The sequence below is a fragment of the Tessaracoccus luoxuelianae genome (assembly GCF_055326245.1).
The window spans coordinates 148,012-173,329 of record NZ_JBUZNO010000006.1; the positions used below are offsets into that span (position 1 = coordinate 148,012).

At 70.5% G+C, this 25,318-nt stretch carries 28 protein-coding genes and 2 tRNA genes; 16 read left to right on the top strand and 14 right to left on the bottom strand.

The window, feature by feature from the left end; translation table 11 throughout:
* Positions 1 to 3 precede the first annotated feature (3 nt).
* Positions 4 to 1,383, top strand: coding sequence for a UTP--glucose-1-phosphate uridylyltransferase (locus ACZK39_RS10670; RefSeq protein WP_463613308.1), 1,380 nt, complete (start codon positions 4 to 6; stop codon positions 1,381 to 1,383).
* A complete protein-coding gene (locus ACZK39_RS10675) occupies positions 1,376 to 1,717 on the top strand; it encodes a hypothetical protein (RefSeq protein ID WP_459054929.1) in 342 nt (113 codons plus the stop codon). Before ACZK39_RS10670 ends, ACZK39_RS10675 begins: the two co-directional genes overlap by 8 nt.
* Positions 1,718 to 1,777: 60 nt before the next feature.
* Here ACZK39_RS10675 and mscL read toward each other — a convergent pair whose 3' ends face one another.
* The 4 genes from mscL to ACZK39_RS10695 form a co-directional block, all read right to left on the bottom strand.
* A complete protein-coding gene (gene mscL / locus ACZK39_RS10680) occupies positions 1,778 to 2,143 on the bottom strand; it encodes a large conductance mechanosensitive channel protein MscL (RefSeq protein ID WP_182781758.1) in 366 nt (121 codons plus the stop codon).
* Between the two features lie 178 nt (positions 2,144 to 2,321).
* Positions 2,322 to 2,942, bottom strand: a complete 621-nt coding sequence (locus ACZK39_RS10685; RefSeq protein ID WP_459054928.1) for an SAF domain-containing protein — start codon at positions 2,940 to 2,942, stop codon at positions 2,322 to 2,324.
* 48 nt (positions 2,943 to 2,990) lie between these two features.
* On the bottom strand, positions 2,991 to 3,278 hold the full coding sequence (locus tag ACZK39_RS10690) for an FmdB family zinc ribbon protein (RefSeq protein WP_182781760.1): 288 nt from the start codon (positions 3,276 to 3,278) through the stop codon (positions 2,991 to 2,993).
* Positions 3,279 to 3,317: 39 nt separating this feature from the next.
* The gene (locus ACZK39_RS10695; protein ID WP_459054926.1) at positions 3,318 to 3,902 is read right to left on the bottom strand and encodes a 5-formyltetrahydrofolate cyclo-ligase; all 585 of its coding nucleotides are present in this window, start codon (positions 3,900 to 3,902) and stop codon (positions 3,318 to 3,320) included.
* Positions 3,903 to 3,920: 18 nt separating this feature from the next.
* On the opposite strand from ACZK39_RS10695, the gene ACZK39_RS10700 reads away from it, so the two are divergent.
* From ACZK39_RS10700 to ACZK39_RS10710, 3 genes are all read left to right on the top strand, one after another.
* Positions 3,921 to 5,216: a molybdopterin molybdotransferase MoeA gene (locus ACZK39_RS10700; RefSeq protein WP_459054924.1), complete on the top strand. Its 1,296-nt coding sequence runs from the start codon at positions 3,921 to 3,923 to the stop codon at positions 5,214 to 5,216.
* Between the two features lie 83 nt (positions 5,217 to 5,299).
* Positions 5,300 to 6,040, top strand: coding sequence for a hypothetical protein (locus ACZK39_RS10705; RefSeq protein ID WP_459054923.1), 741 nt, complete (start codon positions 5,300 to 5,302; stop codon positions 6,038 to 6,040).
* Positions 6,041 to 6,085: 45 nt separating this feature from the next.
* Positions 6,086 to 6,161, top strand: a tRNA-Ala gene (locus tag ACZK39_RS10710).
* A 46-nt stretch (positions 6,162 to 6,207) separates the two neighbouring features.
* Here the strand turns inward: ACZK39_RS10710 and ACZK39_RS10715 are convergent.
* Entirely contained in the window at positions 6,208 to 7,398 is a 1,191-nt protein-coding gene (locus tag ACZK39_RS10715; RefSeq protein WP_459054921.1) for a MarP family serine protease, read from the bottom strand.
* An 86-nt stretch (positions 7,399 to 7,484) separates the two neighbouring features.
* Between ACZK39_RS10715 and ACZK39_RS10720 the strand changes: the two genes are divergently transcribed.
* Both ACZK39_RS10720 and nhaA read left to right on the top strand, forming a co-directional pair.
* Positions 7,485 to 8,081 (top strand): hypothetical protein, encoded by a 597-nt coding sequence (locus tag ACZK39_RS10720; RefSeq protein WP_459054919.1) that lies wholly within the window; start codon positions 7,485 to 7,487, stop codon positions 8,079 to 8,081.
* A 268-nt stretch (positions 8,082 to 8,349) separates the two neighbouring features.
* Positions 8,350 to 9,624, top strand: coding sequence for a Na+/H+ antiporter NhaA (gene nhaA, locus ACZK39_RS10725; RefSeq protein WP_459054917.1), 1,275 nt, complete (start codon positions 8,350 to 8,352; stop codon positions 9,622 to 9,624).
* A gap of 14 nt (positions 9,625 to 9,638) precedes the next feature.
* Here nhaA and ACZK39_RS10730 read toward each other — a convergent pair whose 3' ends face one another.
* Together ACZK39_RS10730 and ACZK39_RS10735 are read right to left on the bottom strand one after the other, a co-directional pair.
* Positions 9,639 to 10,124, bottom strand: coding sequence for a flavin reductase family protein (locus ACZK39_RS10730; RefSeq protein ID WP_182798611.1), 486 nt, complete (start codon positions 10,122 to 10,124; stop codon positions 9,639 to 9,641).
* A 50-nt stretch (positions 10,125 to 10,174) separates the two neighbouring features.
* Positions 10,175 to 11,608, bottom strand: a complete 1,434-nt coding sequence (locus tag ACZK39_RS10735) for a uracil-xanthine permease family protein (RefSeq protein WP_182798610.1) — start codon at positions 11,606 to 11,608, stop codon at positions 10,175 to 10,177.
* 93 nt (positions 11,609 to 11,701) lie between these two features.
* Here ACZK39_RS10735 and ACZK39_RS10740 point away from each other — a divergent pair, with 93 nt between their 5' ends.
* Entirely contained in the window at positions 11,702 to 12,787 is a 1,086-nt protein-coding gene (locus ACZK39_RS10740; RefSeq protein WP_463613309.1) for an FAD-dependent oxidoreductase, read from the top strand.
* Positions 12,788 to 12,799: 12 nt separating this feature from the next.
* Here ACZK39_RS10740 and ACZK39_RS10745 read toward each other — a convergent pair whose 3' ends face one another.
* Complete coding sequence (locus tag ACZK39_RS10745; RefSeq protein WP_255421954.1) at positions 12,800 to 14,380, bottom strand: dolichyl-phosphate-mannose--protein mannosyltransferase; 1,581 nt, start codon at positions 14,378 to 14,380, stop codon at positions 12,800 to 12,802.
* On the opposite strand from ACZK39_RS10745, the gene rsmI reads away from it, so the two are divergent.
* Genes rsmI through ACZK39_RS10770 form a run of 5 tightly spaced genes read left to right on the top strand, consistent with a single transcriptional unit; the run spans position 14,379 to position 18,370 of the window.
* A complete protein-coding gene (rsmI, locus tag ACZK39_RS10750; protein WP_182798608.1) occupies positions 14,379 to 15,230 on the top strand; it encodes a 16S rRNA (cytidine(1402)-2'-O)-methyltransferase in 852 nt (283 codons plus the stop codon). The two genes, ACZK39_RS10745 and rsmI, sit on opposite strands and share 2 nt — an antisense overlap.
* Positions 15,227 to 16,093: a TatD family hydrolase gene (locus ACZK39_RS10755; protein WP_459054913.1), complete on the top strand. Its 867-nt coding sequence runs from the start codon at positions 15,227 to 15,229 to the stop codon at positions 16,091 to 16,093. The genes rsmI and ACZK39_RS10755 overlap by 4 nt, the downstream gene beginning before the upstream one ends.
* A complete protein-coding gene (gene rsmA / locus ACZK39_RS10760; protein WP_463613310.1) occupies positions 16,086 to 16,940 on the top strand; it encodes a 16S rRNA (adenine(1518)-N(6)/adenine(1519)-N(6))-dimethyltransferase RsmA in 855 nt (284 codons plus the stop codon). Before ACZK39_RS10755 ends, rsmA begins: the two co-directional genes overlap by 8 nt.
* Positions 16,941 to 16,985: 45 nt before the next feature.
* Complete coding sequence (locus ACZK39_RS10765) at positions 16,986 to 17,885, top strand: 4-(cytidine 5'-diphospho)-2-C-methyl-D-erythritol kinase (RefSeq protein ID WP_463613311.1); 900 nt, start codon at positions 16,986 to 16,988, stop codon at positions 17,883 to 17,885.
* A complete protein-coding gene (locus ACZK39_RS10770) occupies positions 17,882 to 18,370 on the top strand; it encodes a MarR family winged helix-turn-helix transcriptional regulator (RefSeq protein ID WP_182798604.1) in 489 nt (162 codons plus the stop codon). The genes ACZK39_RS10765 and ACZK39_RS10770 overlap by 4 nt, the downstream gene beginning before the upstream one ends.
* Here the strand turns inward: ACZK39_RS10770 and ACZK39_RS10775 are convergent.
* The 4 genes from ACZK39_RS10775 to ACZK39_RS10790 form a co-directional block, all read right to left on the bottom strand.
* Complete coding sequence (locus ACZK39_RS10775) at positions 18,337 to 19,017, bottom strand: TetR/AcrR family transcriptional regulator (protein WP_459056593.1); 681 nt, start codon at positions 19,015 to 19,017, stop codon at positions 18,337 to 18,339. The genes ACZK39_RS10770 and ACZK39_RS10775 overlap by 34 nt on opposite strands.
* Positions 19,018 to 19,118: 101 nt before the next feature.
* Positions 19,119 to 19,331, bottom strand: a complete 213-nt coding sequence (locus ACZK39_RS10780; protein ID WP_182798602.1) for a hypothetical protein — start codon at positions 19,329 to 19,331, stop codon at positions 19,119 to 19,121.
* A gap of 244 nt (positions 19,332 to 19,575) precedes the next feature.
* The gene (locus ACZK39_RS10785) at positions 19,576 to 20,145 is read right to left on the bottom strand and encodes a DNA-3-methyladenine glycosylase I (RefSeq protein ID WP_463613312.1); all 570 of its coding nucleotides are present in this window, start codon (positions 20,143 to 20,145) and stop codon (positions 19,576 to 19,578) included.
* 171 nt (positions 20,146 to 20,316) lie between these two features.
* Entirely contained in the window at positions 20,317 to 21,684 is a 1,368-nt protein-coding gene (locus tag ACZK39_RS10790) for a 13E12 repeat family protein (RefSeq protein WP_459054908.1), read from the bottom strand.
* Positions 21,685 to 21,858: 174 nt separating this feature from the next.
* On the opposite strand from ACZK39_RS10790, the gene ACZK39_RS10795 reads away from it, so the two are divergent.
* Positions 21,859 to 21,937: transfer RNA gene (locus ACZK39_RS10795), tRNA-Gln, on the top strand.
* 207 nt (positions 21,938 to 22,144) lie between these two features.
* On the opposite strand, the gene ACZK39_RS10800 is transcribed toward ACZK39_RS10795, so the two are convergent.
* Positions 22,145 to 22,321 (bottom strand): hypothetical protein, encoded by a 177-nt coding sequence (locus ACZK39_RS10800; RefSeq protein WP_463613313.1) that lies wholly within the window; start codon positions 22,319 to 22,321, stop codon positions 22,145 to 22,147.
* Between the two features lie 10 nt (positions 22,322 to 22,331).
* Complete coding sequence (locus ACZK39_RS10805) at positions 22,332 to 23,345, bottom strand: LacI family DNA-binding transcriptional regulator (RefSeq protein WP_463613314.1); 1,014 nt, start codon at positions 23,343 to 23,345, stop codon at positions 22,332 to 22,334.
* Positions 23,346 to 23,541: 196 nt separating this feature from the next.
* Here ACZK39_RS10805 and ACZK39_RS10810 point away from each other — a divergent pair, with 196 nt between their 5' ends.
* Together ACZK39_RS10810 and ACZK39_RS10815 are read left to right on the top strand one after the other, a co-directional pair.
* Positions 23,542 to 24,762, top strand: a complete 1,221-nt coding sequence (locus ACZK39_RS10810; protein WP_463613315.1) for a Gfo/Idh/MocA family protein — start codon at positions 23,542 to 23,544, stop codon at positions 24,760 to 24,762.
* 43 nt (positions 24,763 to 24,805) lie between these two features.
* Positions 24,806 to 25,306 carry a DUF427 domain-containing protein gene (locus ACZK39_RS10815; protein ID WP_459054904.1) on the top strand — a complete coding sequence of 167 codons (501 nt, stop codon included), beginning with the start codon at positions 24,806 to 24,808 and terminating at the stop codon, positions 25,304 to 25,306.
* Positions 25,307 to 25,318: the final 12 nt, after the last annotated feature.

The following is a 25,318-nucleotide window of genomic DNA, read 5'->3' on the forward strand; positions in this document are numbered from 1 at the left end:
GCTGTGTCCGAAGCCGGCCTCAACGCCGCCCGCCAGAAGATGATCGACGCCGGGGTCGCAGCCCCCGCGATCGAGGTCTTCTCCCGCTTCTACGAGCTCCTCGAGTCCGGTGCCACCGGGGTGATCCGGGAGGACACCATCGAGCCGCTGCTCGACCCGCCGATGCTCGCCGACGTGGACATCTCCGAGACCGAGGCCCGCGAGGCGATCGGCAAGACCGTCATCATCAAGCTCAACGGCGGCCTCGGCACGTCGATGGGCCTGGACAAGGCCAAGACGTTGCTGGAGGTGCGCGACGGGCTCAACTTCCTTGATCTCATCACCCAGCAGGTCCTGGCCGCCCGCGACCGCTACCACGCCCGACTTCCGCTGCTGCTGATGAACTCGTTCCGCACCGAGGACGACACGTTGGCCCACCTCGAGCGCTACGAGGAGCTTCCGGTGGAGGGGCTGCCGCTCAGCTTCACGCAGAACCAGGAGCCGAAGCTGCGCGCAGATGACCTGACCCCCGTCGAGTGGCCCGCAGATCCCTCCCTGGAATGGTGCCCGCCCGGCCACGGCGACCTCTACCCGGCGCTGGAGGGCTCCGGCGTGCTGGACCAGCTCCTCCAGCACGGCTTCCGCTACGCGTGCGTCTCCAACGGGGACAACCTGGGCGCGGCGCCCAACGCCACCATCGCCGGCTGGTTCGCCCGGTCCGGCGCCCCGTACGCCGCCGAGGTGTGCCGCCGCACCATCAACGACAAGAAGGGCGGACACCTGGCCGTCCGGAAGGCGGACAATCAGCTCATCCTGCGCGACACCGCCCAGACCGCGCCGGAGGAGATGGACTTCTTCACCGACGAGCACCGCCACCCGTTCTTCCACACCAACAACCTGTGGTTCGACCTGCAGGTCCTCCGCGACACCCTCACGGAGCGCAACTCCGTCCTGGGCCTCCCGCTCATCCGCAACGACAAGACGGTGGACCCCTCCGACGGCGACTCCACGCCCGTCATCCAGGTGGAGTCCGCGATGGGTGCTGCCATCGAGGTGTTCGAGGGGGCCACGGCCATCTGCGTCGGCCGCGACCGCTTCCTGCCGGTCAAGACCACCAACGAGCTGCTCCTGCTGCGCTCTGACGTCTACGACCTGACCGACGAGGGCCGCCTGGTGGCCACCACCTCGAGCTCCCCGGAGATCAGCCTCGACTCCCGGTTCTACAAGAAGGTGGACAAGTTCCTGGCCCGGATCCCGGTGGCACCATCCCTACGGCAGGCGAGCTCTCTCAAGGTGGACGGAGACTGGACCTTCGGCGCGGGGGTCACCGTGGTGGGGGACGCGGAACTCGCCGACGAAGGCTCTCCCCAGCAGGTCCCCGACGGCGCCACCCTCGGTGGGTGACCGCGACCTGTCGGCGGCGCTTGGCCTGGCGCTGACGGGGGAACGGCTTCCGCTCAGCTCCCCGTCCTCGCTGCCCGAGGAGCTGGCCCGCCTGGGCTTCGACGCCGGGCGGCTGCCCGCCCTGCGAACGCAGCGGCAGGAGGCCTGCGAGCCGTGGCCGTTCCCGGTGCCGCTGGAGGAACGGCGCGCTCTCGGGTTCGCACGGTTCGACGCCGCGCTGGCGGAGGCCCGCCGGGAACTGGGCCTCACGGGCCTCACGCCGTCGGCGCCGGCTTCCCGGCCGCTTGACCGCCACGAGCAGCGCCTCGCTGACGACCGGCCACCCCACTGGTGAGGTGACGCCACAGGGACGCCACCCAGTGGGTGACGCCCCTGTGAGAACGACGAGCGGGGCTCAGACGCGGTTGTTGACCAGCGAGTCGCGGATCTCTTCGAGCAGCTGCTCCGACTTGGTCAGCGAGGGGGCCTCGGCTTCGGTCTTGGCGAAGCGCTCCTTGGCCTTGGTGTAGGGGAGCACCACGCCGAAGTACACGACGAAGGCCACGATGACGAACGCGACCAGTGCGGTGAGGAACGCGCCCACCGACACCCCGCCCGGCGAGTAGGACGAGAAGTCCGGGGTGCCGCCGAGCTTGCCCAGCAGGTCCATGAACATGGCGGTGAACGCGGTGACGACCGTGGCGAACGAGGCGCCGACGACGAACGCGACGGCAAGCTCGACGAGGTTGCCGCGCATGAGGAATTCCTTGAAGCCCTTCATGGGAATCAGGTCTCTTTTCTGTGTTCCGCTGAAGCGGGAGACGACCCGTCACGCGATGCAGCGACGGGGGCGATCCGTGGGGAAGGCCACACGAGAGGCCGTCCGGATCTGGGTTGAGCCGTCAATGACGCTAGCGGGCATGTCGCGAGGATGGCAAACCGGCGCGGCTACACGCGTCTCACAAGGCGCCCAGCACCACGCTGAGCTGGCCGCTCTGACCGAGGGCGGCCACCATGGCGGCCTCATCGGCCGGCACGTCCATGAGCACAAGGCCGTCATCGCCGGCCCCAGCCACCGCGAGCGCGGACCCGCCTGGCGGGGACGGCAGCGCCGCGACCCTGGCGTCCCGCGTCAGTACCTCAGCCGACTCGGTGGAGGTGACCACAAGCGTGACTGGATCCCCGGGGCGCAGCAGGGACCGCAGAGCCTGGTCCGGCAGGGTGATGGGCACGACGGCGCGGCCGGGAGCAACGCCTTGACCCGTGGCCAGGAGCCCGGTCTGGAGCAGGGTGCCGGCGGCTAGATTCACCGCTGTCACCTCACCGATGACGTCATCGAGGCTAGGTGGAGCGGCCGAGAACACCAGGTGGGCGGGGACGTCGGTGAGCGTCACGTCCGCCGAGGTGAGCGTGTGGCCCGCGGCCACCGGCCCGGTGAGGACCGGCGCCGACACCGTGGGACCGCCCGGCTCCGCGAGCCATTGCGCCACGAGCACCACCGACAGCGCTGCCAGCAGCGCGGCGACGGCCCGGCGATGCCAAGACACGAACGAGGCGATGGGGGTGAGGAGGCGTCTCATGCCCCCTTGATCGCAGGTGGAGAGCCCGATTTCCCGCTGTCCACAGGTTCAGGCGGACTTGGCCTCCACCTTGGGCGCCGACGCGGCCTTGACCGGCTCGGACTTGGCCGGCTCCGTCTTGGCCCCGGACTTGGCGGGGGAGGAGGCGGCCTTCTTCGCGGCGCGCGAATCCGTGGCGTAGAAGCCGGAGCCCTTGAACACCACGCCGACGGCGCTGAACACCTTCCGCAGTCCGCCGTCGCACTCGGGGCAGTCCGTCAGTGCGGGGTCCGTGAACTTCTGCACGGCCTCGAGATCGGTGCCGCAGTCTGTGCAACGGTACTGGTAGGTGGGCATACAGGATCCTCCGTGGGAGACGACTCCACCCATGGTAGTTCAGAGCGTCAATCTGACCGATTCGCGCTCTGTGACGTAGCCGTCGACCGGGATGTCGTGGGGGAGCGTGAGGGGCCCCAGATCGTCGCGGATCTCCTCGTGGCGCGCCAGTGCAACCACGAAGGACAGCGGGTCGCGGTGGGGCAGCGCCCGGTCGTACCAACCGCCGCCGGTACCGAGGCGCGCGCCGTCGGTCCCCACGGCAAGGCACGGCGCCACCACGAGGCCGGCCTCTGCCAGCGCCTCGGGAGGGAGGACGGGCCCGGTGGGTTGCGCGATGCCTCCCCACCCCGTGGCCATCGCGTCCCACCCCTCGAAGCGCGCCCACGCCACCCCGCGGCCGGTGATCCTCGGCAGCAGGAGGCCCCAGCCGCGGGCGGCAAGCGCGTCGATGGCCTCGACGGTGCCCGGCTCACCGTCGCGGGATACGTACGCGGCGACGGTGCCGACGGGGAACCCCTCCGCCAGGGCGAGGAGGAAACGAGTGCGTGCGGCGTTGTCAGCGGCCCATTGTTGGGCTGAGACCCGGGCGCGGGCCGCGGAGATCCGGGCGCGCAGCGCGTCCTTCCGGGCCGAGAGGGTCATTGGCCTATCGTAGGCAGCATGGCTTGGTTTGCCCGGAAGAAGCAGGACGACGTCCCCGGTGAGGAAGAGGCGGTCGAGGAGGAGCCGCGGCTCCCCGATCCGCCAACCCTGGACGCCTCCGGGCTGCGGAGCGTGACTGATCACACCGCCTACCTGCTCCGCCTCGTCGAGCCTCTGCGGCCGTTCGGGATGTCGTTGCTGGAGGCGTGGAACCAGGTCCTCTGCGAGGACATCGACTCGATGATCGCGGTGCCACCCAACAGCACCTCCAAGGTGGCCGGCTACGCCGTCCGCGCCAAGGAGTTGCTGGACGACGAAGGGCACCTCGCCGCACCGATGGAGATCGTGGACCTCACCGTCGCCAGGCTGCCCGAGCGGGCGGCCGCGTCGGTGGCGCCCGGAGACGTGCTGCCCCGCGGCGCCACGGCGGTGCTGCCGGCCACCTTCGGCACCGTCGAGGACGGAAAGGTCCGGCTCATCGAGCGCGTCGGCGAGGGGGAGTACGTGCGCGCCGCCGGGGAGCACCTCAAGCTCGGCACACGCCTGCTCAGCGAGGGAGACCTGCTCGACGATCGGGGCATCGGCCTCCTCGCCAGCGCGGGCATCGACAAGGTGATGGTCCGGCCCCGCCCCCGGGTGGTGGTGGTCAGTTCCGGGGATCACCTCGTGGATCCCACCAGCAGCGTCCAGCACGGCGAGGTCACCGACGCCAACTCGTTCATGGTCGCCGCGGCGGCCAAGGCAGCGGGCGCGACCGTCTTCAGGGTGGCCGTGCACTCCAACGATCCCTCAGCCATCGAAGAGGCGGTCACGGATCAACTGATCCGGGCTGACCTGGTGATCTCCACCACCGGCGGACGCCGCGAGGATTACGAGGCGGTGGCGTCGGTGATGGAGCGGCTCGGCCTGGTGGACTCGGTCAACGTGGCCATGTCGCCCGGACGGACCCAGACCTTCGGGCTGATCGGCGAGGACCATGTGCCGATGCTGATGCTGCCGGGCAACCCCGTGAGCGCCTACGTGTCGTTCCATGCCTTCGCCCGCCCGCTGATCAGGCAGCTGATGGGCGCCCACACCGGACACCGGAGTGTTCGCGCCATCGCCTCGAGCGGGCTCCGCTCGCACCGGGGCCAGATGCATCTCCTGCGGGGCCGGGTCACCACAGAGGGGAGCGTCCGCCACGTCGCCCAGGTGACGGAGAACTACGCGCTGGCCGAGCTGGCCCATTCCAACGCGTTGATCGTGCTGGACGAGCACGTCGAGCAGGTCAACGCCGGCGAGGCCGTCAAGGTCTGGTTGCTGGACGAGGAGTGAGAACTCGAAATAACCGGCGTTGATCCGCCGACTCGCCGCAGCCGGGGGACCAAATCACAGCGTTGTTGTTTAACGTAGGCGGCGTGCTCGCCGGAATCCTCATCGCCATCGTCGTCGTCGTCGGTCTGGCCCTAGGGCTGCCCTGGGTGAGGAATGCCCGTGAGTTGGACGCGGACCTCGACGGGGACCCCTCGCAGCGGTTCTCGGACTCGGTCCGGATTCTCCATCGCGACGTCGTCGATCACGTCGAGGACGACGGTGCGGCGCAGGTCTCGACCCCGTTGACGCGCCGGACCGACCTTCTCGAGCTTCGCCTCATCGCCCGCCAGGCGGCCCGCCGTCGGCTCGTCGTCGCGGCTGTGCTGGGGGCGGCGCTGGTGACGCTGGCGGTGCTGGCCGGGCTGGGCGTCGTCGCATGGTGGAGCGTTCTCATCCCCTCCGGGCTGCTGGTGGCGTTCTTCGCCGTGGCGCGGGTTTCGGTGGTGGCGATGCATCGCAGTCTCGACGCGCGCTCGGCCGCGGTGAAGGCGGGGTTCGACGAGGACGAGGACACCGTCGTCATCGACCTGTCGGACCGCGAGGCCACCGAGAACATCGAGATCTCGATCGATCTGTCGATGCCCACCACCATCGGCGCGCTGTGGGATCCCATCCCCGTCGCTCCGGCCACCTACGTGCAGCAGCCGCTGCTGCCCCGGACGGTGCGCACCATCGACCTGTCTGCTCCGGTGAGCCAGCAGCCGGCGCAGATTCCGACGGCGGACAACCCGGCAGGCGAGGCCCGGGAGGTCTCCGAGTACCGGCCACGGGCGGTCGGGGACTGACTTGGAGCCCCGCTCGGCTCGGTGCTAGGCTTCGTGATGCTTCAAGGGGCTATGGCGCAGTTGGTAGCGCGTCTCGTTCGCAATGAGAAGGCCGGGGGTTCGAATCCCCCTAGCTCCACCAAGGTCGGTCCCCCGGGACCGGCCTTTCTGGTTTCACCCCTTCTGGTTCACTGCGTGCACGCCTGGGTGCTGACCTCCTGCGTGGCCGAGGCCGCCCCGTCGATCAGGGCGTTGGTCTGAGCGTTGGTGAGTGCATAGGTGGTCTCTGCATCGACGAGCGAGATGGCGAAGACCGTCCCGGCCACCTCGCCGTTCTCGTTGAGCACCGGACCCCCGGAGTTTCCCTGCTCGGCGTGGGCGCGAAGCGACAGGACCTCCCGCGACACCACCGTCGAGCCGTAGATGTCGTCGCCGCGGGCGTCGATCGTGCCCCGGACGCGCCCCGAGGTGACCGTGTACGGGCCCCCTCCGGGGAAGCCGGCCACCGCCACCGGCGTCTCGGCAGCCAGCGGGCCGCTGCGGGTCAGCGGCTCGGCCTCCAGCCCCGGCACGTGGAGGACAGCGATATCGATGTCCGGGGCGAACGTGACGACGGTGGCGGCGAGTGTGCGTCCACCCACCTCGACCGCCACGGCGTCGGAGCCGGCCACCACATGGGCGTTGGTGACCACCCGTTCCGGGGCGCTCACCCACCCGCTGCCGCTGTTGGCGGCCAGCGGGCCGCGACACTCGGGCACTGCGGCCGCGATCTTCAGCACGCTGTCGGCTGCCGCCTGCACCCCGGGGGATTGCGCCGTGGCGTCGTCCGGGGCTGGGACCGGCAGCTCGGGCTCGGGGAAGAGCCCGCTGAAGACCCGCGGGAGGCCCGCGGCGTCGAGCATCACCGTCAGTCGCGATGCCTGCCGGGCCGCCTCCTCGGGCATCGCGCGCCCGATGACACCGAGGCTGACCGACGAGTCGATGGTGCGCACCCATGCGGGCGGGGCGATGGGCTTGATCGCTGCGGCGAGCACGCCCAGCACCAGGGCGGAGACCACCACGGCCCCGCCGGCCCCGAGGATCGCGTCGACGGGGTTCGGCCTGCCCGGCCCGCGGAAGCGGCGGCCGATCGAGCCGATCACGGCGTCGCCGAGCGCCGCGCCCGCCATGGCTGCCCCGACCAGGGCCATCGTCTGGCCCAGGACCGGCCAGTCGGAGCCGAACGCCGCCACCAGCCGCGGCCCCGCCCACAGGCCGGCCAGGATGCCCGCCACCGTGCCCGCCAGGGAGAAGGCGCCCGCGACCAGCCCGGTGCGCCAGCCGCGCGCGCCGTAGCTGAGGAGCATCAGGACGATGGCGGCTTCGAGGATCCAGTTCATGGGGGCTCCTGACTAGTGGGACCCTCTCAAGAGTGCCACCTCCCGCGGGCGCCCGACGCTGCTGCCCCGTCGCGTAGCCTGGTGGGGTGTCCGAGCCCCGCAAGCCTCGCCGTCCCGCCCTCCGCGCACCATCGGTGCTCGATGAGATGGGCGAGAGCGTGGACCCCGTCGCCGAGCTGCACGCCGCCCACGCCACCGCGGCCACGCTCGTCGGAGCGGGCCGCCAGGGCAGGGATCCGGAGCTCACGGCGCGCCTCATCGGTGTGGTCGACGAGGTGGGGATCACCACGCTGGCAGACCTGTGGGCCTCGCGTCCGGCCCGCTCGCTTCCCGGGGCGCTGTACCGGCTCTACGTTCTCCGCGAGTGGGTGCGACGCGACGCGGACGTCGCCGCCCGCCAGTACTCCGCCGGAACCCACCTCTCAGAGTCCAACCACGCCATCGCCGGCGCAGATCCCACCGGGCCCGACGAGGTCCTGCGGGTGGCCGACGACATCCTGCGCGGCGTGTTCGAGGGCGACCTGGCGCTCGCCTTGGAGCGGGCCGGGGCGTTCGCCCGCGTCGTCTCCGCCGGGCGGGGAAACCTGCAGCCGCACGACGACGTGCACGCCGACCGCCTGATGCACCTGGCGGAGGATCTTGCGGCCAGCGCCCGGCTCTGGCGTCGCGGCGAATTGGAGTGACCGGTTGGCACTGGGGATCGGGGCGGGTATTCTCCAGACGGGTGCCGAGCTGCGGTAGCCCCGGGCTCCACACTTAGCCGCTTTGAGCGGCCCCGCGCCGAGAGGCGCTCCCGGCTCGGCACCCCACACCTCCGTCCCGCTGGGATCCGCGCTGGACGTCGTGCGGGTTTCCGTAGGGTGTTTCGCTAGTCTTGGTCCCCGGAGTGTCGGGAAGTCTGGTCGACGTCGTGACTGGCGTGCTGTCATCACGGCCTACCGAAGGAGACGCATGACCCCGCCAACCGAGCAGAACCGTCGGAGCCGGCTGCGGCACTGGGTGACCCTGGAGACCACGAGCGGCGTGCTGCTCCTCATCGCCGCCGTCGTGGCCCTGATCTGGGCCAACTCTCCCTGGCGCGAGGCCTACCAGGCGCTCTCCGGGCTCGTGGTCGGCCCCGAGGCGCTCCACCTGGATCTTTCTCTGGCGAAGTGGGCGGCCGATGGCCTGCTGGCGATCTTCTTCTTCATCGTGGGCGTGGAGCTCAAGCACGAGATCGTCGCGGGCAGCCTCCGCCGCCCGAAGGAGGCGGCCGTGCCGGTGTTCGCCGCGATCGGAGGGATGGTGATGCCGGCCCTCATCTACGTGGCCGTCGTCACGCTGCTCCAGGACCCGACGGCGCTCCAGGGATGGGCCATCCCCACCGCCACCGACATCGCGTTCGCGATCGCGGTGCTGGCCATCTTCGGGCGTGGCCTGCCGCGGGCTCTGCGGACCTTCCTGCTGACGCTCGCCGTCGTCGACGACCTGCTGGCCATCATCGTCATCGCCGTCTTCTACACCTCAGGCCTCAACCTCCTCGGGTTGGGCGCCTCGCTGGCGGTCATCGCGCTGTTCGCGCTCGTGGTGCGCTCGCGCACGCCGGCCCCGTGGCTGCTGCTCATCCTGGCGCTGACCGCTTGGGCCCTCATGCACGCCTCCGGCGTCCACGCCACCATCGCCGGCGTGGTGCTTGGTTTCGTGGTGCCGGCCGTCGTCATCCACGGCGAGACGGAGACGCGCACGCACCGCTACGAGCACGCAGTGCGGCCCATCTCCTCAGGCATCGCGCTGCCTCTGTTCGCGTTCTTCTCGGCGGGCGTCTCGCTCGTCGACGGCGACGGCCCCGCCAGCGTGCTTGCGCAGCCGGTGGTGCCGGCGATCGTCCTCGGACTCATCGTCGGCAAGCTGGTCGGCGTGCTCGGGGTGACGGCACTGGTCACGAAGTTCACGCCGCTGCGGCTGCCGGACAGCATCGGCCTGCGCGACCTGCTGCCGGTCGGCTTCCTCACCGGCATCGGGTTCACCGTGTCCCTGCTCATCGCCGAACTGTCGTTCCCGGATGCCGAACACACTGCAGGGGCGAAGCTCGCGATCCTCCTCGCCTCGTTCCTCGCGGCAGGTCTGGCCGCGGTCTTCCTCCGCTGGGACGCCAAGAAGCTCCGCACCCGTGACATGAACCTGGACGGCATTCCGGACATGGACAGCGCCCCGATCCGCGACGCGCGGGACGTCTCAGACCACTGACGCCTCAGCGTCGGTCATGGGTGCCGGGTGGGGACGAGGGCCTGGAACTGGCGCATGTGGTAGGCCAGGGACGCGTCACCCTGGAACGATGCCGCTGCCACGGTGCCCAGGATGATGGTGTGGTCACCGCCCGGCTCGAACGACAGTTCGTCGCAGCGCAACCAGGCGACGGCGCCGTCGAGGCGCGGGAGGCCGTGGTCGTCGTGCCAGACGAGGCCTGAGAACCGGTCGGGGAGATCGTTGCGGGCGAACCGGAGAGCCAGCTCAGCCTGGTCCTCGCCGAGCACGTTGACGCCGATCCGCCCGGACGCCCGCACTCTCCCGATCATTCCGCCCCGGTTGTCCAACGCGAGGAGCACCATGGGCGGGGAGATGGACAGCGACGAGAATGCCGAGACCGTGGTGCCGGTGGGGACGCCGTCGACTGTGGTGGTGATCACGGTCACGGGCGCCGCCACGCGAGCCATGGCGTCGCGGAAGGTGCTCTGCAGGTCATCCACGGCCCCCACGGTATCGCCCCGCGGCAAAGGGCCGCGGGGCCGTCCGAGCCTCAGCGGGGCGAGTCGTCGTCCTCGTCGACGTAGATGCCGGGGGCGTCGTAGATGAGCGAGGCGCCGTCGGCGCTCTCACGCATCTCTCGCGGCGCGATGACCCGGGCCAGGTGGTAGATCCCGATCGTCACGATGGTGCCGAGTGCGATGCCTCCGATGCTGAAGTCGTCACCCAACGGCAGCTGCACGTCGCCGACACCGATGATGATGCCCGCCGCGGCAGGGATCAGGTTGAGCGGGTTGCCGAAGTCGACCCCGTTCTCCTTCCAGATCTTCGCGCCGAGGAGGCCGATCATGCCGTAGAGGACGACGGTGATGCCGCCCAGCACTGCGCTCGGGGTGGCGGAGATGACGGCGCCGAACTTCGGGGAGAAGCCGAACAGGATGGCCACCAGGGCAGCCACCACGTAGGCGGCTGTGGAGTAGACGCGGGTGGCGGCCATGACGCCGATGTTCTCCGCGTAGGTGGTGGTGGGGCCGGCGCCGACGAGGGTGGCGATCATCGAACCCGCGCCGTCTGCCGCGATGGCCCGGCCCATGACGGGGTCCAGGTCCTCGCCGGTCATCTCGGCGACCGCCTTGACGTGTCCCGTATTCTCCGCGATGAGCGCGATCACGACGGGCAGCGCCACGATGATGGCCGCGAACGAGAAGCTGGGCAGGTGGAAGCCCACCACGTTGTCCGTGGCGCCATAGGTCCAGTTCGCCAGATCGCTGACCGGCGGGAGGCCGAACCAGTTGGCCTCCGCCACCGGGGCCCAGTTCACGCGCAGCTGCTCGGTGACCGTGCCGTCCTCGGCGACGCGCTGGAGGGGCCCGAGGACCAGGTCGAAGACCCAGCTGAGGACGTATCCGATGATCAACGACAGGAAGATGGCGATGCGGCCCATGAAGCCACGCAGCCCGATGCTCAGTGCGATCACGATCAGCATCACGGTGAACGCCACCCACGGATCCACCGGCCAGTAGACCGACGCGACCACAGGGGCCAGGTTGAAACCGATCAGCATCACGACGGCGCCGGTGACCACCGGCGGCAGCGCCTTGTGGATCACGCGGGCACCCGCGAAGTGGATGATGAGACCCACCATGAAGAGGGTCAGGCCCACCACGAACAGCGCACCCGTCAGGTCCGCGGGGTCACCGCCGGCGGTGTAGATCGCGGTGGCCACGCCGACGAAGGAGGCCGACGATCCCAGGTAGCTCGGCACCCGGTGCTGGACCGCGAACAGGAACACCAGCGTCGCGACGCCGGACATCATCACCGCGAGCTGCGGGTTGAGGCCCATCAGCAGCGGGAACACGAACGTGGCGCCGAACATCGCCACCACGTGTTGGGCACCGAGCCCGACGGTGCGGCCCCAACTGAGCCTCTCCGTCGGCTTCACCACCGCGTCCGGGGCGAGAATTCCGTTGTTGTGCAGCTTCCACATGGGGCGCTTCCTTTCGTCGGCCAGACTTTACTGCCTTCGCGTGGCGGGCCTGTCACCGGTCCCGCCGTCGTGGTCTCGGGCTAGGCTGAACCCATGGCACACGACGTGGTTGTCCTGGGGGCGAGCGTCGCGGGGCTGACCGTGGCCCGCCGCTTGGCGGCAGAGGGTTACGACGTGCTGGTGCTCGACCCCAACCAGGAGTTCCGCAGCGCCGCGATCGGACACGGGGTCGCGGCGTTGGGCCACGCGTCCACCGTGGCCACCATGACCATCGCCTACGGGGTCGCGGGCGCGCTGGAGCACGCCCGGCGCAACCTCGCCGCCATGGCGGAGATCAGGCAGATCCATCCCGGCCTGACCACCATGACGCTCCGCGACAGTTCGCTGCCCGGGGGCGACGAGCGGGAGACGCGGGAGGTGGCGGAGCTGTTCCGCACCGCGGGCGCGGAGGCGCAGGTCGACGGCGGGCCTGGCGGGGCGGCACTGGTCACCCAGGCGCTGTGCGTGGACACCGACGAGTACGCCCGGCTGCTGAGGGCTGCGGCTGTGGCCGCGGGCGCCCAGGTGGTGCACGAGGTGACCGTGACCCACCTGACGCGACGCGAGGGCATCACCCGGATCGGGTTCCGCAACAACCTGGCCTGGGTGCGAGACGCCGGCTCCGTGGGCGGAGTCGCCGTCATCGACACCCTGGGCATCAGCCCGTGGGGGAGGGCTGCGCGCATCGGCCCGGCGCAGTGGGTTCCGGTGCTTCGCTGCATCCCCGCCCGCCCCCGCACGGAGGTGAGCCTGCACGCCACTGGGCCCGCGTGGATGATCCGACCGGTGGGGGAGGCCGCCCTCGTGGTGGGCCAGAAGGTGAGCCTCTCGTCGATCGACGCCGCGACGGCGGGGCTGGCGCAGTGGGCGCGCTCGGAGCTGGGCGCCTCGGCCCTCGAGACGGGCCGGATGGCCATCGATCCCAGTGACCACGGCCGCCCCGTGGTCGGTGCCTCCGCGATCCCGGGCGGGTTCTACGCGCGCGGCAACGGTCGCGGTGAGCTGATGAACGGCACCGCCAGCGGCTACTACCTGGCCGGCCTGCTGTTGGGGGACTCGCCGGCCAACGCCCTGCCGCGGTTCAGCAGGATGCGCGCCTACGGGTCCCGGCTGCTCAGGCAGCGCGGCGCGGAGGGCTAGTCCGGAGACCGCCTAGATCCAGGCGTTGCCGAACCACATGCGCATCAGCCAGGCCGGCCGCGTCATGATCTCAGCGGTGAGGATGGGGTAGAAGAACGCGAAGTTGAGGATGATCAGGGCCAGCAGCACGCCCACCGCCATCGCCCGCACGCGCCGTCGAGGATGGTGGGCCGGGCCCAGGATCTTGCCCAGGGCCATCGCCAGCACCGTGGCGCTGAACGGGATGATCATGATGGCGTAGAAGAAGAACAGGGGCCGGCCGGCGTAGCGGAACCACGGCAGGTAGGTGGCCGCGACGGCCAGCAGCGGAACGGAGAACCGCCAGTCCCGGCCCATCAGCCACCACACCAGCCCCGCGCCCAGCGCGAGCGCCGCCGCCCACCACAACAACGGGGTGCCGATGCCGTTGACGATGCTCACGCAGGTGGTGCCCACGGCCTCGCAGCCGTCCACCCCCGGCTCGATGTCGTTGACGGCGTAGATCGCGATGGGGCGCTGTAGGAACAGCCAGCCGGCCGGGTGGGCCTCGTAGGAGTGGGTGGCATCCACCATCATCCCGTCGCCGGTATGGAAGCGGTACATCTCAACGTGGTAGTGCCACAGTGAGCCGAGCGCCTCGCCGAAGCGCTGCACGACGGGGTCCTCCGGGTTGTCCGCGCCCCAGCCGCGGTAGTAGCCGCCGTCGGTAGTGAACCAGCCGAACCAGGAGCCGAGGTAGATCGGCACCACCACGACCACCAGGTTGACGAACGCCATCGGGGCGTCCACCAGCACCGACCACCACTGGGCGCGCCCGGCGCCGGCCAGCCGCCGCGCGCCCAGGTCCCAGAAGACGACGACGATCCCGAACATGGCGATGAGGAACAGCGAGTTCCACTTCACGGAGACCGACAGAGCCAGCATCACTCCGGCCGCCACGCGCCAGGGCCGCCACAGCAGCAGGGGCCCGAACGAGCCGCCCAGGTCCGGCAGGTCGTGGGCCCGCAGGTGGGCGGCGAGCTTGTGGCGCATCCAGTCCCGGTCCGCCACGAGCGCCGCGACACCCGCCACCGCGAAGGTGGCCTGGAAGATGTCCAGCAGGGCGATGCGGCTCATCATGAAGGCCAAGCCGTCGAAGGTGATCAGCAGCCCCGCGACGCCGCCGATCAGCGTGGAGCGCGACAGGCGCCGGGCCATCCGGATGGTGAAGAACACCAGCAGCGTGCCGAAGATCAGCGCCATGAACCGCCAGCCGAAGGGATTCATGCCGAACATCGCCTCGCCGGCCGCGATGAGCAGCTTCCCCACCGGCGGGTGCACGATGTAGGCGGCCGCCTCCTTCATGCCGGAGAGGTCCCCGGCCAGGATCATGTCGTTGGCGTCCTCGACCCACTGCCGCTCGTAGCCGGACTGCAGGATCGCCCACGCGTCCTTGGCGTAGTAGGTCTCGTCGAACATGATGGCGTGGGGCTGGCCCAGGTTGTGGAAGCGCAGCAGGAACGCCATCAGCGTGATGCTGAGGGTGACCACCCATCCGGCGGTGCGGTCGCGGAGCCGGCCGTCGTCGAGAGCCTGGAGCGTGGTCAGCACCCATGCATCATAGGCTGAGCTCATGCACCCCCTTCCCGACGGAGCCCTGATCCTGGCGGCCACGCCCATCGGGTCCTCCGACGACGCCAGCCAGAGCCTGCGCACCGCCCTGGCTTCGGCGGATGTCATCGCGGCGGAGGACACCCGCCGATTCCTCCTGCTCACCAAGCGGTTGGGGATCGAGCCGACGGCGCGGGTGGTCAGCTACTTCGAGGGCAACGAGGCCTCCCGCACCGTCGAGCTCGCGGCCGCCGTCGCGGCGGGGCAGCGGGTGGTGCTGGTGACCGATGCCGGCATGCCGTCGGTCAGCGACCCGGGGTATCGGCTGGTGGTGGCCTGCATCGACGCCGGCCTTCGGGTGACCGCCGTGCCCGGGCCTTCCGCGGTGCTGACCGCGTTGGCCGTCTCCGGGCTGCCCGTGGACCGGTTCTGCTTCGAGGGGTTCCTGCCCCGCAAGGCCGGCGAGCGGGGCCGTCGATTGGCGGCCCTGGCAGGCGAGGAGCGCACGATGGTGTTCTTCGAGGCCCCCCACCGCCTGGAGGAGTTCCTCCGCGACGGCGCCCGCGAGCTGGGCCCGGACCGTCCCGCGGCCGTGTGCCGCGAGCTCACCAAGCCCTACGAAGAGGTGATTCGCGGGCCGTTGGCCGAGCTGGCCGAGTGGGCTGGGGGCGGGGTGCGCGGCGAGGTCACCGTCGTGGTTGCCGGGGCGCCGCCGTCGACGGCATCGGCTGACGACGCGTTGGAGCTGGTGCGGCGGGCGCGGGCCGGTGGTGCGAGACTGTCCGAGGCGGTGGCGGACGTGGCGAAGGTCACCGGAGCCAACCGCAAGGAGCTGTACGCGGCTGCGTTGGCAGACAAGGAGAGCGCCAAGTGAATCCCCTCGACACCCTCGGCCTGCCGCCCCTGCCGGAGGCGCTGCCCCGGCCCGTCGTCGACAACCACACCCACCTGTGGTCCACCCACGAGTATTCGGGTCTGCCGGTGGGTGACTCTCTTCGGCTGGCCGCCCAGGTGGGGGTGTCGCGGGTGATCGAGGTGGGCTGTGACGTGGAGTCGTCGCGGGCGGCGATCGAGCTGGCCGAGCGCCAGCCCGCGGTGCGCGCCGCAGTGGCGCTGCACCCCAACGACGCGGCCCGGGTGTTCCTCCGCGACGGGGCCGCGGGTCTCGCCGCGGTGCTGGCGGAGCTGGAGCCGCTGGTCGCGGCGCCCGAGGTGGTCGCGGTGGGGGAGACCGGCCTGGACTACTTCCGGACGCGCGAAGCGGCGGGCCAGGAGGCTCAGGAGGTGTCCTTCCGGGCGCACATCGGGTGGGCGAAGACCTACGAGCGGACGCTGGTGATCCACGACCGCGACGCCCACGACGACATCCTGCGCGTGCTCGACGACGAGGGCCTCCCGGGCCGGGTGGTGATGCACTGCTTCTCCGGCGACGCCGACTTCGCGCGGCGCTGCGTGGAGCGAGGGGCGTTCCTGTCGTTCCCCGGGGTGGTCACTTTCGGCTCGGCCGGGGCGTTGCGCGACGCAGCGCTGGCGACGCCGCTGGACCGGATCCTCGTCGAGACCGACGCGCCGTATCTCACCCCGGCACCCCGAAGGGGCAAGGCCAACGCGCCCTACCTGCTGCCGCACACCGTCCGGTTCCTTGCGGACCTGCTCGGGGTGGAGCTGGCTGAGTTCTGCGACCGGATCGTCACCAACACTGCCGCGGCGTACGGGGAGTGGGGGACGGATGCCTGAGCTCGGACTGCTGGACCCGGCCTCGGTGCGCCGCATCGCGGCGGAGCTGGACCTGCGCCCCACCAAGCAGCGGGGGCAGAACTTCGTGGTGGACCCCAACACGGTCCGGCGGATCGTCGCCCTCTCCGGCGTGACGGCCGAGGATGTGGTGCTGGAGATCGGGCCCGGGCTCGGGTCCCTGACGCTGGGGCTGCTGGAGACCGGTGCCCGGGTGGTCGCCGTCGAGATCGAGGATCGGCTCGCCGCGCGGCTGGAGCGGACCGTCCGCGAGCGGATGGGCGAGGATGCCGCCGAGCGGCTGACGGTGGTGGCCGCGGACGCGCTCCAGGTGGACGCGCTCCCGGGGCCCGCACCGTCGTCGCTGGTGGCCAACCTTCCCTACAACGTCTCCGTGCCGGTCCTGCTGCGCATGCTCGAGCTGTTCCCGGACTGGACCGACGGCCTGGTGATGGTGCAGCTGGAGGTGGCGGACCGCCTGGTGGCGCCGCCCGGAAGCAAGGTCTACGGCGTGCCCAGCGCGAAGGTGGCCTGGTACGCCGAGTCCGCGAGGGTGGGGACGGTGCCGCCCAAGGTCTTCTGGCCGGTGCCCAATGTGGAGTCCGGCCTGGTGCGGATCACACGCCGGCCGGCCCCCGCGACGACGGCGTCCCGCGAGGACACCTTCCGGGTGATCGACGCGGCGTTCTCGCAGCGACGCAAGATGCTGCGCGCCGCCCTGGCGGGGCTGACCGGGTCGTCGGCGGCAGCGTCGGAGCTGATCGAGGCGGCGGGCGTGGACCCTCAGCTGCGCGGCGAGATGCTGGACGTGGCCGCGTTCGCGGCCATCGCCGAGCGGGTCTCTGGCTGACGGACTGCGCTGGGCCGGCGGCGTGGTTTGCGCTACGTTCAGGGGGTGACGGCGGTCAGGGTTCGCGTGCCCGCGAAAGTGAACCTCACCCTGCGGGTCGGCGGGACCGACGCCCAGGGCTATCACCAGTTGGGCACCGTCTTCCAGGCCGTCTCCCTCGGCGACGAGGTGGTGGCCGAATCGGCGCCCGCGGGCGAGTTCCGGCTTGCGTTCCAGGGTGAGGGCGCCGCGTTCCTCCCCGTCGACGACACCAACCTGGCGATGCGTTCGGCCAAGCTGCTCGCGGAGCGCTTCGGGCGCCACGACGTTGGTGTGAGCCTGCTGGTGCGCAAACGGATCCCGGTGGCTGGCGGCATGGCGGGGGGGTCGGCGGACGCAGCAGCGGTGCTGGTGGCGTGCAACGCCCTGTGGGCGCTCGGCGCCACGCGGGAGGACCTGCACGACCTGGCTGCCCAGATCGGCTCGGACGTGCCGTTCCTCCTGCTGGGCGGCACCGCGATAGGCACGGGGCGAGGGGAGATCCTCACCCCGGTGATGTCGAGCGGCACCCTCCACTGGACGCTGGCCCTCTCCCACACCGGGCTGTCCACGCCCGCGGTGTTCAAGGAGTTCGACCGGATGTGCAGCCCCCAGGACACGAGCATCCCCGTGGCGCTGCTCGAGGCGCTCCGGGCGGGTGACGCCCCGGGTGTGGGCGCGGCCCTCATCAACGACCTGGAGCGGCCCGCGATCTCGCTGCAACCCACCTTGGCCCGCACCCTGGAGATCGGGCTGGGCGCCGGCGCTCTGGGCGCCATCGTCAGCGGGTCGGGGCCCACGTGCGCGTTCCTCGCAGGCTCGGACGCGCACAGCCATGAGTTGGCCGAGGTGCTCGGCGTCTTCAGCGGGGTCCGGGCCGTCCGCCGCGCCTACGGGCCGGTGCAGGGAGCGCAGGTGCTCGGATGACCGGCGACGAGGTCGACGAGGTGGTGACCGCGTGGGCGCGCGAGCGCGACGACCTGGCGCTGGAACCGATGCACATCTGGTCGCGCATCGACCGCCTGGCCGGCATCCTGGCCGGTCACCGCAAGCGCGCCTTCTCCGCCCACGCCATCGAGGGATGGGAGTTCGACGTCCTCGCCGCCCTGCGCCGGGCCGGTGAGCCTTACAGGCTCTCGCCGGGGCAGTTGTTGCGCGAGACCCACGTCACCTCGGGCACGATGACCAACAGGGTGGACCGGCTGGTGGCGCGCGGAGCAGTGACGCGGGATCCCGATCCCTACGACGGTCGCGGGATGCTGGTGACGCTCACTGCTGCCGGTCTGGAGCTTGTGGATGCGGCGTTGCTGTCGCTGCTGATGCTCGAGGAGGCGCTCCTCGCGGAGTGGGACCCGCATGACCGGGCGGAGATGACCGACTACTTGAGGCGGCTGCTGATCGGCTCGGTCTGATCCTCGGCTTCAACTTCGGGCGTGTTGCCGGCGCGGCGCCGGTCGATGCCTTCCATGATCAGCCTCGGCTCGGCCTGGAGATGGGCCATGCCGTTCCAGGCGAGGTTGATGAGGTGGCTCGCCACCACCTGCCGGGACGGCTCGCGGTTCTCCAGCCACTGCTGACCCGTCTGCGCCACCAGCCCGACGAGGGCCTGGGCGTAGAGGCCGGCGAACTGGGGATCGTGCCCGGTGCGCTCGAACTCGCCCGCCAGAATGTCCTCCACCTGTGCGGCGATGTCGCTGAGGATGGAGGCGAACGAGCCGCTCGCCTGCCCCGTCGACGAGTCCCGCGAGAGGATCCGGAAGCCGTCGGGGCAGCCGTCGATGTAGTCCAGGAGGGCCATCGCGCCTCTCTCCAGCAGCTCTCGGGATCCGGCACCGGGGGTGGTCAGTGCGCTCCTGATGGAGGTGTGCAGCACCTGGGTCTCCCGATCCACCACAACGGCGTAGGCGCCCTCCTTGCCGCCGAAGTGCTCGTAGACCACGGGCTTGGAGACTCCGGCCCGCGCCGCGATCTCCTCCACCGAGGTGCCCTCGTAGCCGCGCTCGGCGAAGAGTTCGCGGGCGATCTCCAGCAGCTGCTCGCGGCGCTGCGTGGCCGTCATCCGGGTGCGGGAACGGCGTGCGCGGGCAGGTTGGCGGGTGGACACGGGTGCCATTGTCTCACGGCCGCCAGAGGTCGGCCCCGACGGCGGATCCACGCCTGTCACTCGGGGCCGGTGGCCCGCTTGAACCGCTGTTGGGCGCCCTGCTTCGTCAGTCCGTAGAGCTCCCCGATGCGGGACCAGGAGGCGCCGGCCCTGCGGGCGTCGCGGACGGCGGCGTTCTCGGCCAGGTCCGCCGCTTCGCGGGCGAGGCGCGCGGCGTCAAGGGCGCCGAGCGCCGCGGCTCGTGCATCGCCCTGACTCTTCTCCGCCATGTGCGCATCGTAGCCCGCGACACGCGTCAATGGATACTTGACAGATCCGTCAAGCGATGGTTGACTCGTGTGTCAACGAGACATTGACGCACAGGAGGTGACATCATGGCGAAGAAGGATAAGAAGTCCAAGAAGGACAAGAAGTCGAAGAAGTCCAAGAAGTCCAAGAAGTGACTCGAACCCCACCGAGAAGGCCGGCCCCGTGAGGGGCCGGCCTTCGGCGCGTCTGGGCCTGGGCTCCGCGCTACGCCGTGGGCTGAGCCAGCCAGCAGCCCTGAATGTGGTCGTCTGCCATCCCCACCGCCTGCATGAGCGCGTACAGAGTGGTGGGGCCCACGAAGCGGAAGCCGCGCTTCTTGAGGTCCTTGCTCAGAGCGACGGTTCCTGGTGTCTGGGTCGGCACGTCCGCAAACGTGAGCGGTGGACGATCGCGTGGCTCTGGGGCGTGCTCGGCCACGAGGTCCGCCAGACGGAGGCCACCGTCGTGCATGTCCAGCAGCGCCCGGGCGTTGCCGATGGCCGCGGTGATCTTGGCCCGGTTGCGCACGATTCCGGCATCGCCCATGAGTCGCGCGATCTCCTCCTCGCCGAACTCCGCGACCGCCGCCGGCCGGAACCCCGCGAAGGCGGCGCGGAATGCCTCGCGCTTGCGCAGGATGGTCAGCCAGGACAGGCCGGCCTGGAACCCCTCCAGGCAGAGGCGCTCGAACAGTGCCGCCTCGTCCGGTGAGTCCGGCACGGGCCGCCCCCACTCCTCGTCGTGGTAGGCCTGATACAGCTCGTCGCCCGCCCCGAAGCAGCGCACCTTGTCCATGAGTAGATCTCCCTTCAGAGATTCGAGTGTGCCCCCACTCTGGGCCGCGCGCGTGGCGATGTCCCAGACGACTTCGCGGGCTGGGGATAAGTCGTCGCGTCTTCGGGCGCGCGCTCCTGGCCCGCTCACCGGTTCGGTGGCGGGCTGAGCCGAATGGGCGGAGGCCCGGGGTCAGTTGAGGGCGACGGTGCCGTGCGGGGTGACGCGGTAGAGGTAGCCGAGTGGGCTTCGCCACAGCGCACAGCCTGGACTCTGCAGGTGGGCGAGCCAGTGGCCGGCGGTCTTGGCTCGGTGGATGCGCGTCCTGAGGGGCGCGAGGTTGCCTGTCCAGGTCTGCCCCGGCGGTCCGGACGCCCGGTAGGCGACGGTGTGGTCCTGCTGCAGGCCGCGGCTGGGTGTCTGGGAGTAGGGGAAGGCGTCGGTGGGGAAGATCTGGATCACCGCCTCGCGGAGCCGGTGGCTGGGGCGGTAGGGATCCTCGGCCGGAATCTCCGGCAGGTCGATGACCGGGCGGACCACCACCTGCTTGTCGCCGAGGAGGAGGCGCAGCGTGTCCTGCGTGAGGGAGCCGGCGCCTTCGACCCGGGCAGGGCCGTTCAGGCCGGCCAGGGATGCGGCCGGGATGTGAACGAACACCTGGGTGACGGGGCGCAGCTTCTCCAAGGGCGTGGTGATGGTGCCGCAGGTGTGCCCGGTGCAGCCGGCAGGGTGTGGGCGGTGGCGCTCCGCGTCCGGATCCTGGTCTGCGATGGGACCTGGGGCGGCCGCGTCGAGTAGGGCCGGCTGACCGGCGGCCTGCTGCTGCAGCGCCAGCGCATAGGCGGGGTGGGCCAGAGCGCCCAGAGCCCGGGCCCGCAGCTCGGCCTTGGAGACGCCGGCGGCGGTTGGGTCCGCGCCGGGGAGGAGCGCGGCGATCTGTTCGATGGCGGCGTCCAGGTACTTGGCATCCAGAACGTCGAGCTGGGCGGAGACCTGCATGGAGCCCTCCCTGTACGCATAGATCGACACGTGACGGGCTTCCAGGGCCCGGCGTTCCTCCTCGGCGGCGAGCTGGGGAGCGGCCTCGATGATCAGCTTGTCGATCAGGTTCATCGACGCAGTCCAGCTGAGCCGGTGCTGCTGCTTCAACCAGCGCGTGGACAGGGCGTCGGCCACCTCCCGGGGGAGCGATTCACAACGACCCGCGGCCGCGGCGGCGCGGTGGGGATCCACCTGGAGCTGTTGGACGGCGGTCCACAGCGTGGGGTGCCGGTAGCGAAGGTTGAGTGCGCGGCCGGTCAGGCTGACGGCCTGGCGTGTGGTGCATCCCAGGAGCCCGGCCAGTTCGAGGCCGAACCACTCCGAGATCAGTGGGCAGCCCTCCCCGCCGACCCGGAGGTCCTGCTCGTAGAGGGCCTCGTGGACCTCGTCCTCGGTGTCCAGGTGGTAGCCCACGGCCAGCTGGCTGACCAGGCGTAGCTCGTCGGCTTCGGCCCGTCGTTTCGTGATCCGATTGGCGCGCAGCTGGTCTGCCAGGTGCTGCGCCTCCGTTGTCTTCATACCCCTCACGATAGAAACGACCTCTGACAATTTCGGCCTCCAGAATCGCTCCGGCCAACTTTTTCTTCGACGACTTTTTCTGAAGGGTCCGAGCGGGGCGGAGCCCGTGCGTTGACCGCGGGTGGTCGCCCAGGCTGCGGCTGTATAGACTCTGTCAAGGCCCTCCGGGGCCGTTCCCCGGTTGGTCTTTCGGTAGGGCCCGCCTGACTTTGAATCAGGATTAGCGCAGCAGGTTCGACTCCTGCCCGGGGAGCTCAGACCTTGGTGCGGCGGCGAAGGCTGGCCTGATACCGAAGAAGCCCGCCGTGCCGCCCCCCACCCTCGCGGGATCTCGAAAGCCGCCGTGTGCAGCGCTGCTGCGCGGCCGCCTTGCTAAGAGGCGGATCTGGTGTCGACTACGCCACCAGATCCACCGCACAAGCAGCCGGCTCCGGTGACCCCGAGGGCGTGGTCCTCGATCTCAGTCCGGCGTCTGCGTGGACTCCCGACGTGTCTTCTCAGGGTGGAGGGTGCGGTCCTCGGACTCCTCCAGGATCGCTCGCGCCTGAGCCTCTGGGTCGTCGCTGCCTGCGGCCAGTTCCTCGGGAAGCAGCTGTTCGCGTCCCTCGATCAGTCGGTCGTCCGGTGACTCGGTCATGGTGTGAAGACTAGCCCCGAGCTTCCCGCAGGCGGGCTTCTGGCTCGCACCCGCAGGAGCGGCGGACGACGAGCTCCATCGGGAACGTCTCGTGGGCTTCCGGGCGCTGGTGGAGCACAAGGTCGATCGCCGCGACGGCCATGGCCACAACCGGCTGGCGGACGGTGGTCAGCGGGGGAGCCGAGAAGCGGGTCTCCTCGGTGCCGTCGAAGCTCACGACTGCGACGTCCCCCGGTACTTGCAGGTCGAGTTCGTCGGCGGCCGTTAACAGTCCGATGGCCTGCAGGTCGGAGCTCGTCACCACGGCCGTCGGCCGGTCATCGCTGCCGAGGAGTTCGAGCCCGGCGCGGTAGCCGCCGTCGCGCGTGAAGGAGGTGCGTACCACGCGGCCGGGGTGCTGTCCGCGGCCGCTGTGCGCCTGCATCCATCCCTCCTCACGCCCGTCGGCCTCCGGCGTGACGTACTCACCGATGATCAGGGAGACGCTCTGATGGTGGTGGACGCTCAGCAGGTGCCCGACCGCCATCGCCATCCCGTGGGCGGCGTCCGGTCCGACGGTGGCGTAGCCGGGGACGGGCGCGGCCGAGTCGATGATCACCACGGGCTGGCTCGCTCCGAGGCGGCGCAGCTCGTCGAGCCTGCCCATCGCCGTGGCCCGAGTCACGATCAGGCCGTCGATCTGGCGGTCGCAGAGATCGAGCATCGAACGTAGATGGGCGTCGGGTCCGGGACCCCCGGCTGTCATGAGCAGGGCGTAGCCCACATCGGCTGCGGACTGCTGGAGCTCCCGGGTGTACTCGGCGTAAAAGGGATTCGTGGTGTCACCCACCACGAGGCCCAGGGTCTGGGTACTGCCGAGTGACAGGGCGCGGGCGGTCCGGTTGGGGCGGTAGCCCAGGTGCTCGATGGCCTCCAGCACGCGCTGCGTCGTGGCCTCCGACACCGTCTTAGGGCCCCCGTTCACGACGAAGCTGACCACGGCTGTGCTGACCCCGGCGTACCGCGCGACGTCGCTCCGGGTCACGGCGCGGGGTCTGCTCCGGGGCTGCGTGGGTTCCGAGGTCACCAGCGGCCTCCTGTCTGACGTGGCGATGAGAGCAATCCTAAAGCAGCTTGCGCCAGGAAGGTTACCCGGGTAACTTCGTGTCTACCGCATCGCTGCGGGGACGCATCACGCATCAGCTCCACCCATTGCATCAGTCGAAAGGACTGTGACCCTCATGAAGATCGGTGTCATCGGAACCGGCCAGTTCGCCCGGAGTTTCATCAGCCTCTGGCAGCTGCACCCAGCCGTCGAAGAGGTCTATGTGACGGACCTCGTCCCGGAGCGGGCCGCGCAGCACGTCGAGCAGCACGGCCTGGCCGGCAGCTTCCCCGACGTCGGCGCCCTGCTGGCCTCCGACGTGGACTCGGTGGCCATCATGACGCAGCGCTGGAGCCACGGTGAGCTGGCCCTCAAGGCGCTCGAGGCGGGCAAGAACGTCTACTCGGCGGTGCCGATGGCCATCAGCGCCGAGGAGATCGCCGCGATCGTCGCCAAGGTCGAGGAGACCGGGCTCATCTACATGATGGGGGAGACCAGCTACTACAACCCTGCCGTCATCTACGCGCGTAGCCGCGTCGCCGAGGGCAGCTTCGGCCGCGTCTTCTACTCCGAGGGTGATTACGTCCACGACATGGACAACGGCTTCTCCGCCGCCTACCAGTTCAGCGGCGGTGAGGACTGGAAGCCCACCGCGAGCTTCCCGCCCATGCTCTACCCCACCCACGCCATCGGCGGGGTGCTCGGGGCGCTGCCCACCTACGCCACCACCGTCTCCTGCCTCGGCATCGTCGACACCGGAACCGACGGCATCTTCGACAAGTCCATCTCCCGCTGGGACAACGACTTCTCCAACATGACCGCGCTGTTCGAGCTCGCCGACGGCGGCGCGATGCGCACCAACGAGTTCCGCCGGGTGGGCTATTGGAAGGGCCACGAGTCCCGCTTCCGCTTCTACGGCACCGAGGAGGTCTTCGAGCAGTCCGGCGACGGAGCGACGCTGAGCGTCAAGACCGAGGGCGAGGACTACGCCAAGGGCGAGACCCTCGACGTGAGCGACCTCCTCGCCACCGGGCCCGGCGAGCTGCCCGAGGGCTTCGGCGACGTGGACCCGGCGCTGATGCAGAGCTTCGCCTCAGGCAGCGCCAAGGTCCAGGACCGGGCGCGGCTCCCGCGGGAGTTCGACGGCGCCCACAACGGCCACGAGGGCAGCCACCACTACCTGGCAGACGACTTCGTCCGTGCGGTGACCACCCGCACGCAGCCGCCGGTCAACGCGTGGCGGGCGGCCCGGTTCACGCTCCCGGGCGTGGTCGCGTTCGAGTCCGCACGCCAGGGCGGGGCGCGGCTCCCGATCCCCGACCACGGCGACGGCCCGGCAGATCCCGGCTGGGACTGACCCACGCCCGGGGCGGTCCGGGCGCCCGAGCTATCGTCGACGCATGGCGTTCAGACCACGGCCCGACCGGCCCGGCCCCGGCCAGGAATCGGTGTGGGACTATCCCCGCCCACCCGCCCTTCGGAGATGCACCCTGCCGATCGAGGTGATGCTCGGCGGCGAGGTCATCTGCAGGACATCGGAATCCTGGCAGGTCCTGGAAACCAGCCATCCGCCGACGTACTACCTGCCCAGGTCGAGCTTCGTCGACGGCGCGCTCCGGCCGGCCGAGGGCCGCTCGTTCTGCGAGTGGAAGGGCGCGGCCCGGTACCTCGACGTGCATGGCGGGGGCCGCACGGCGCCGTCGGCGGCCTGGCACTACCCGGAGCCTACGGCGCCCTTCGAGGCGCTCGTGGATCATGTGGCCCTCTACGCCGGGCCGATGGACGCGTGCGTGGTCGGCGGGGAGACGGTGACGCCCCAGCCCGGCGGTTTCTACGGAGGTTGGGTCACCTCGTCGGTCACCGGACCCTTCAAGGGCGCGCCCGGCTCCATGGGCTGGTGACCACCCAATAGC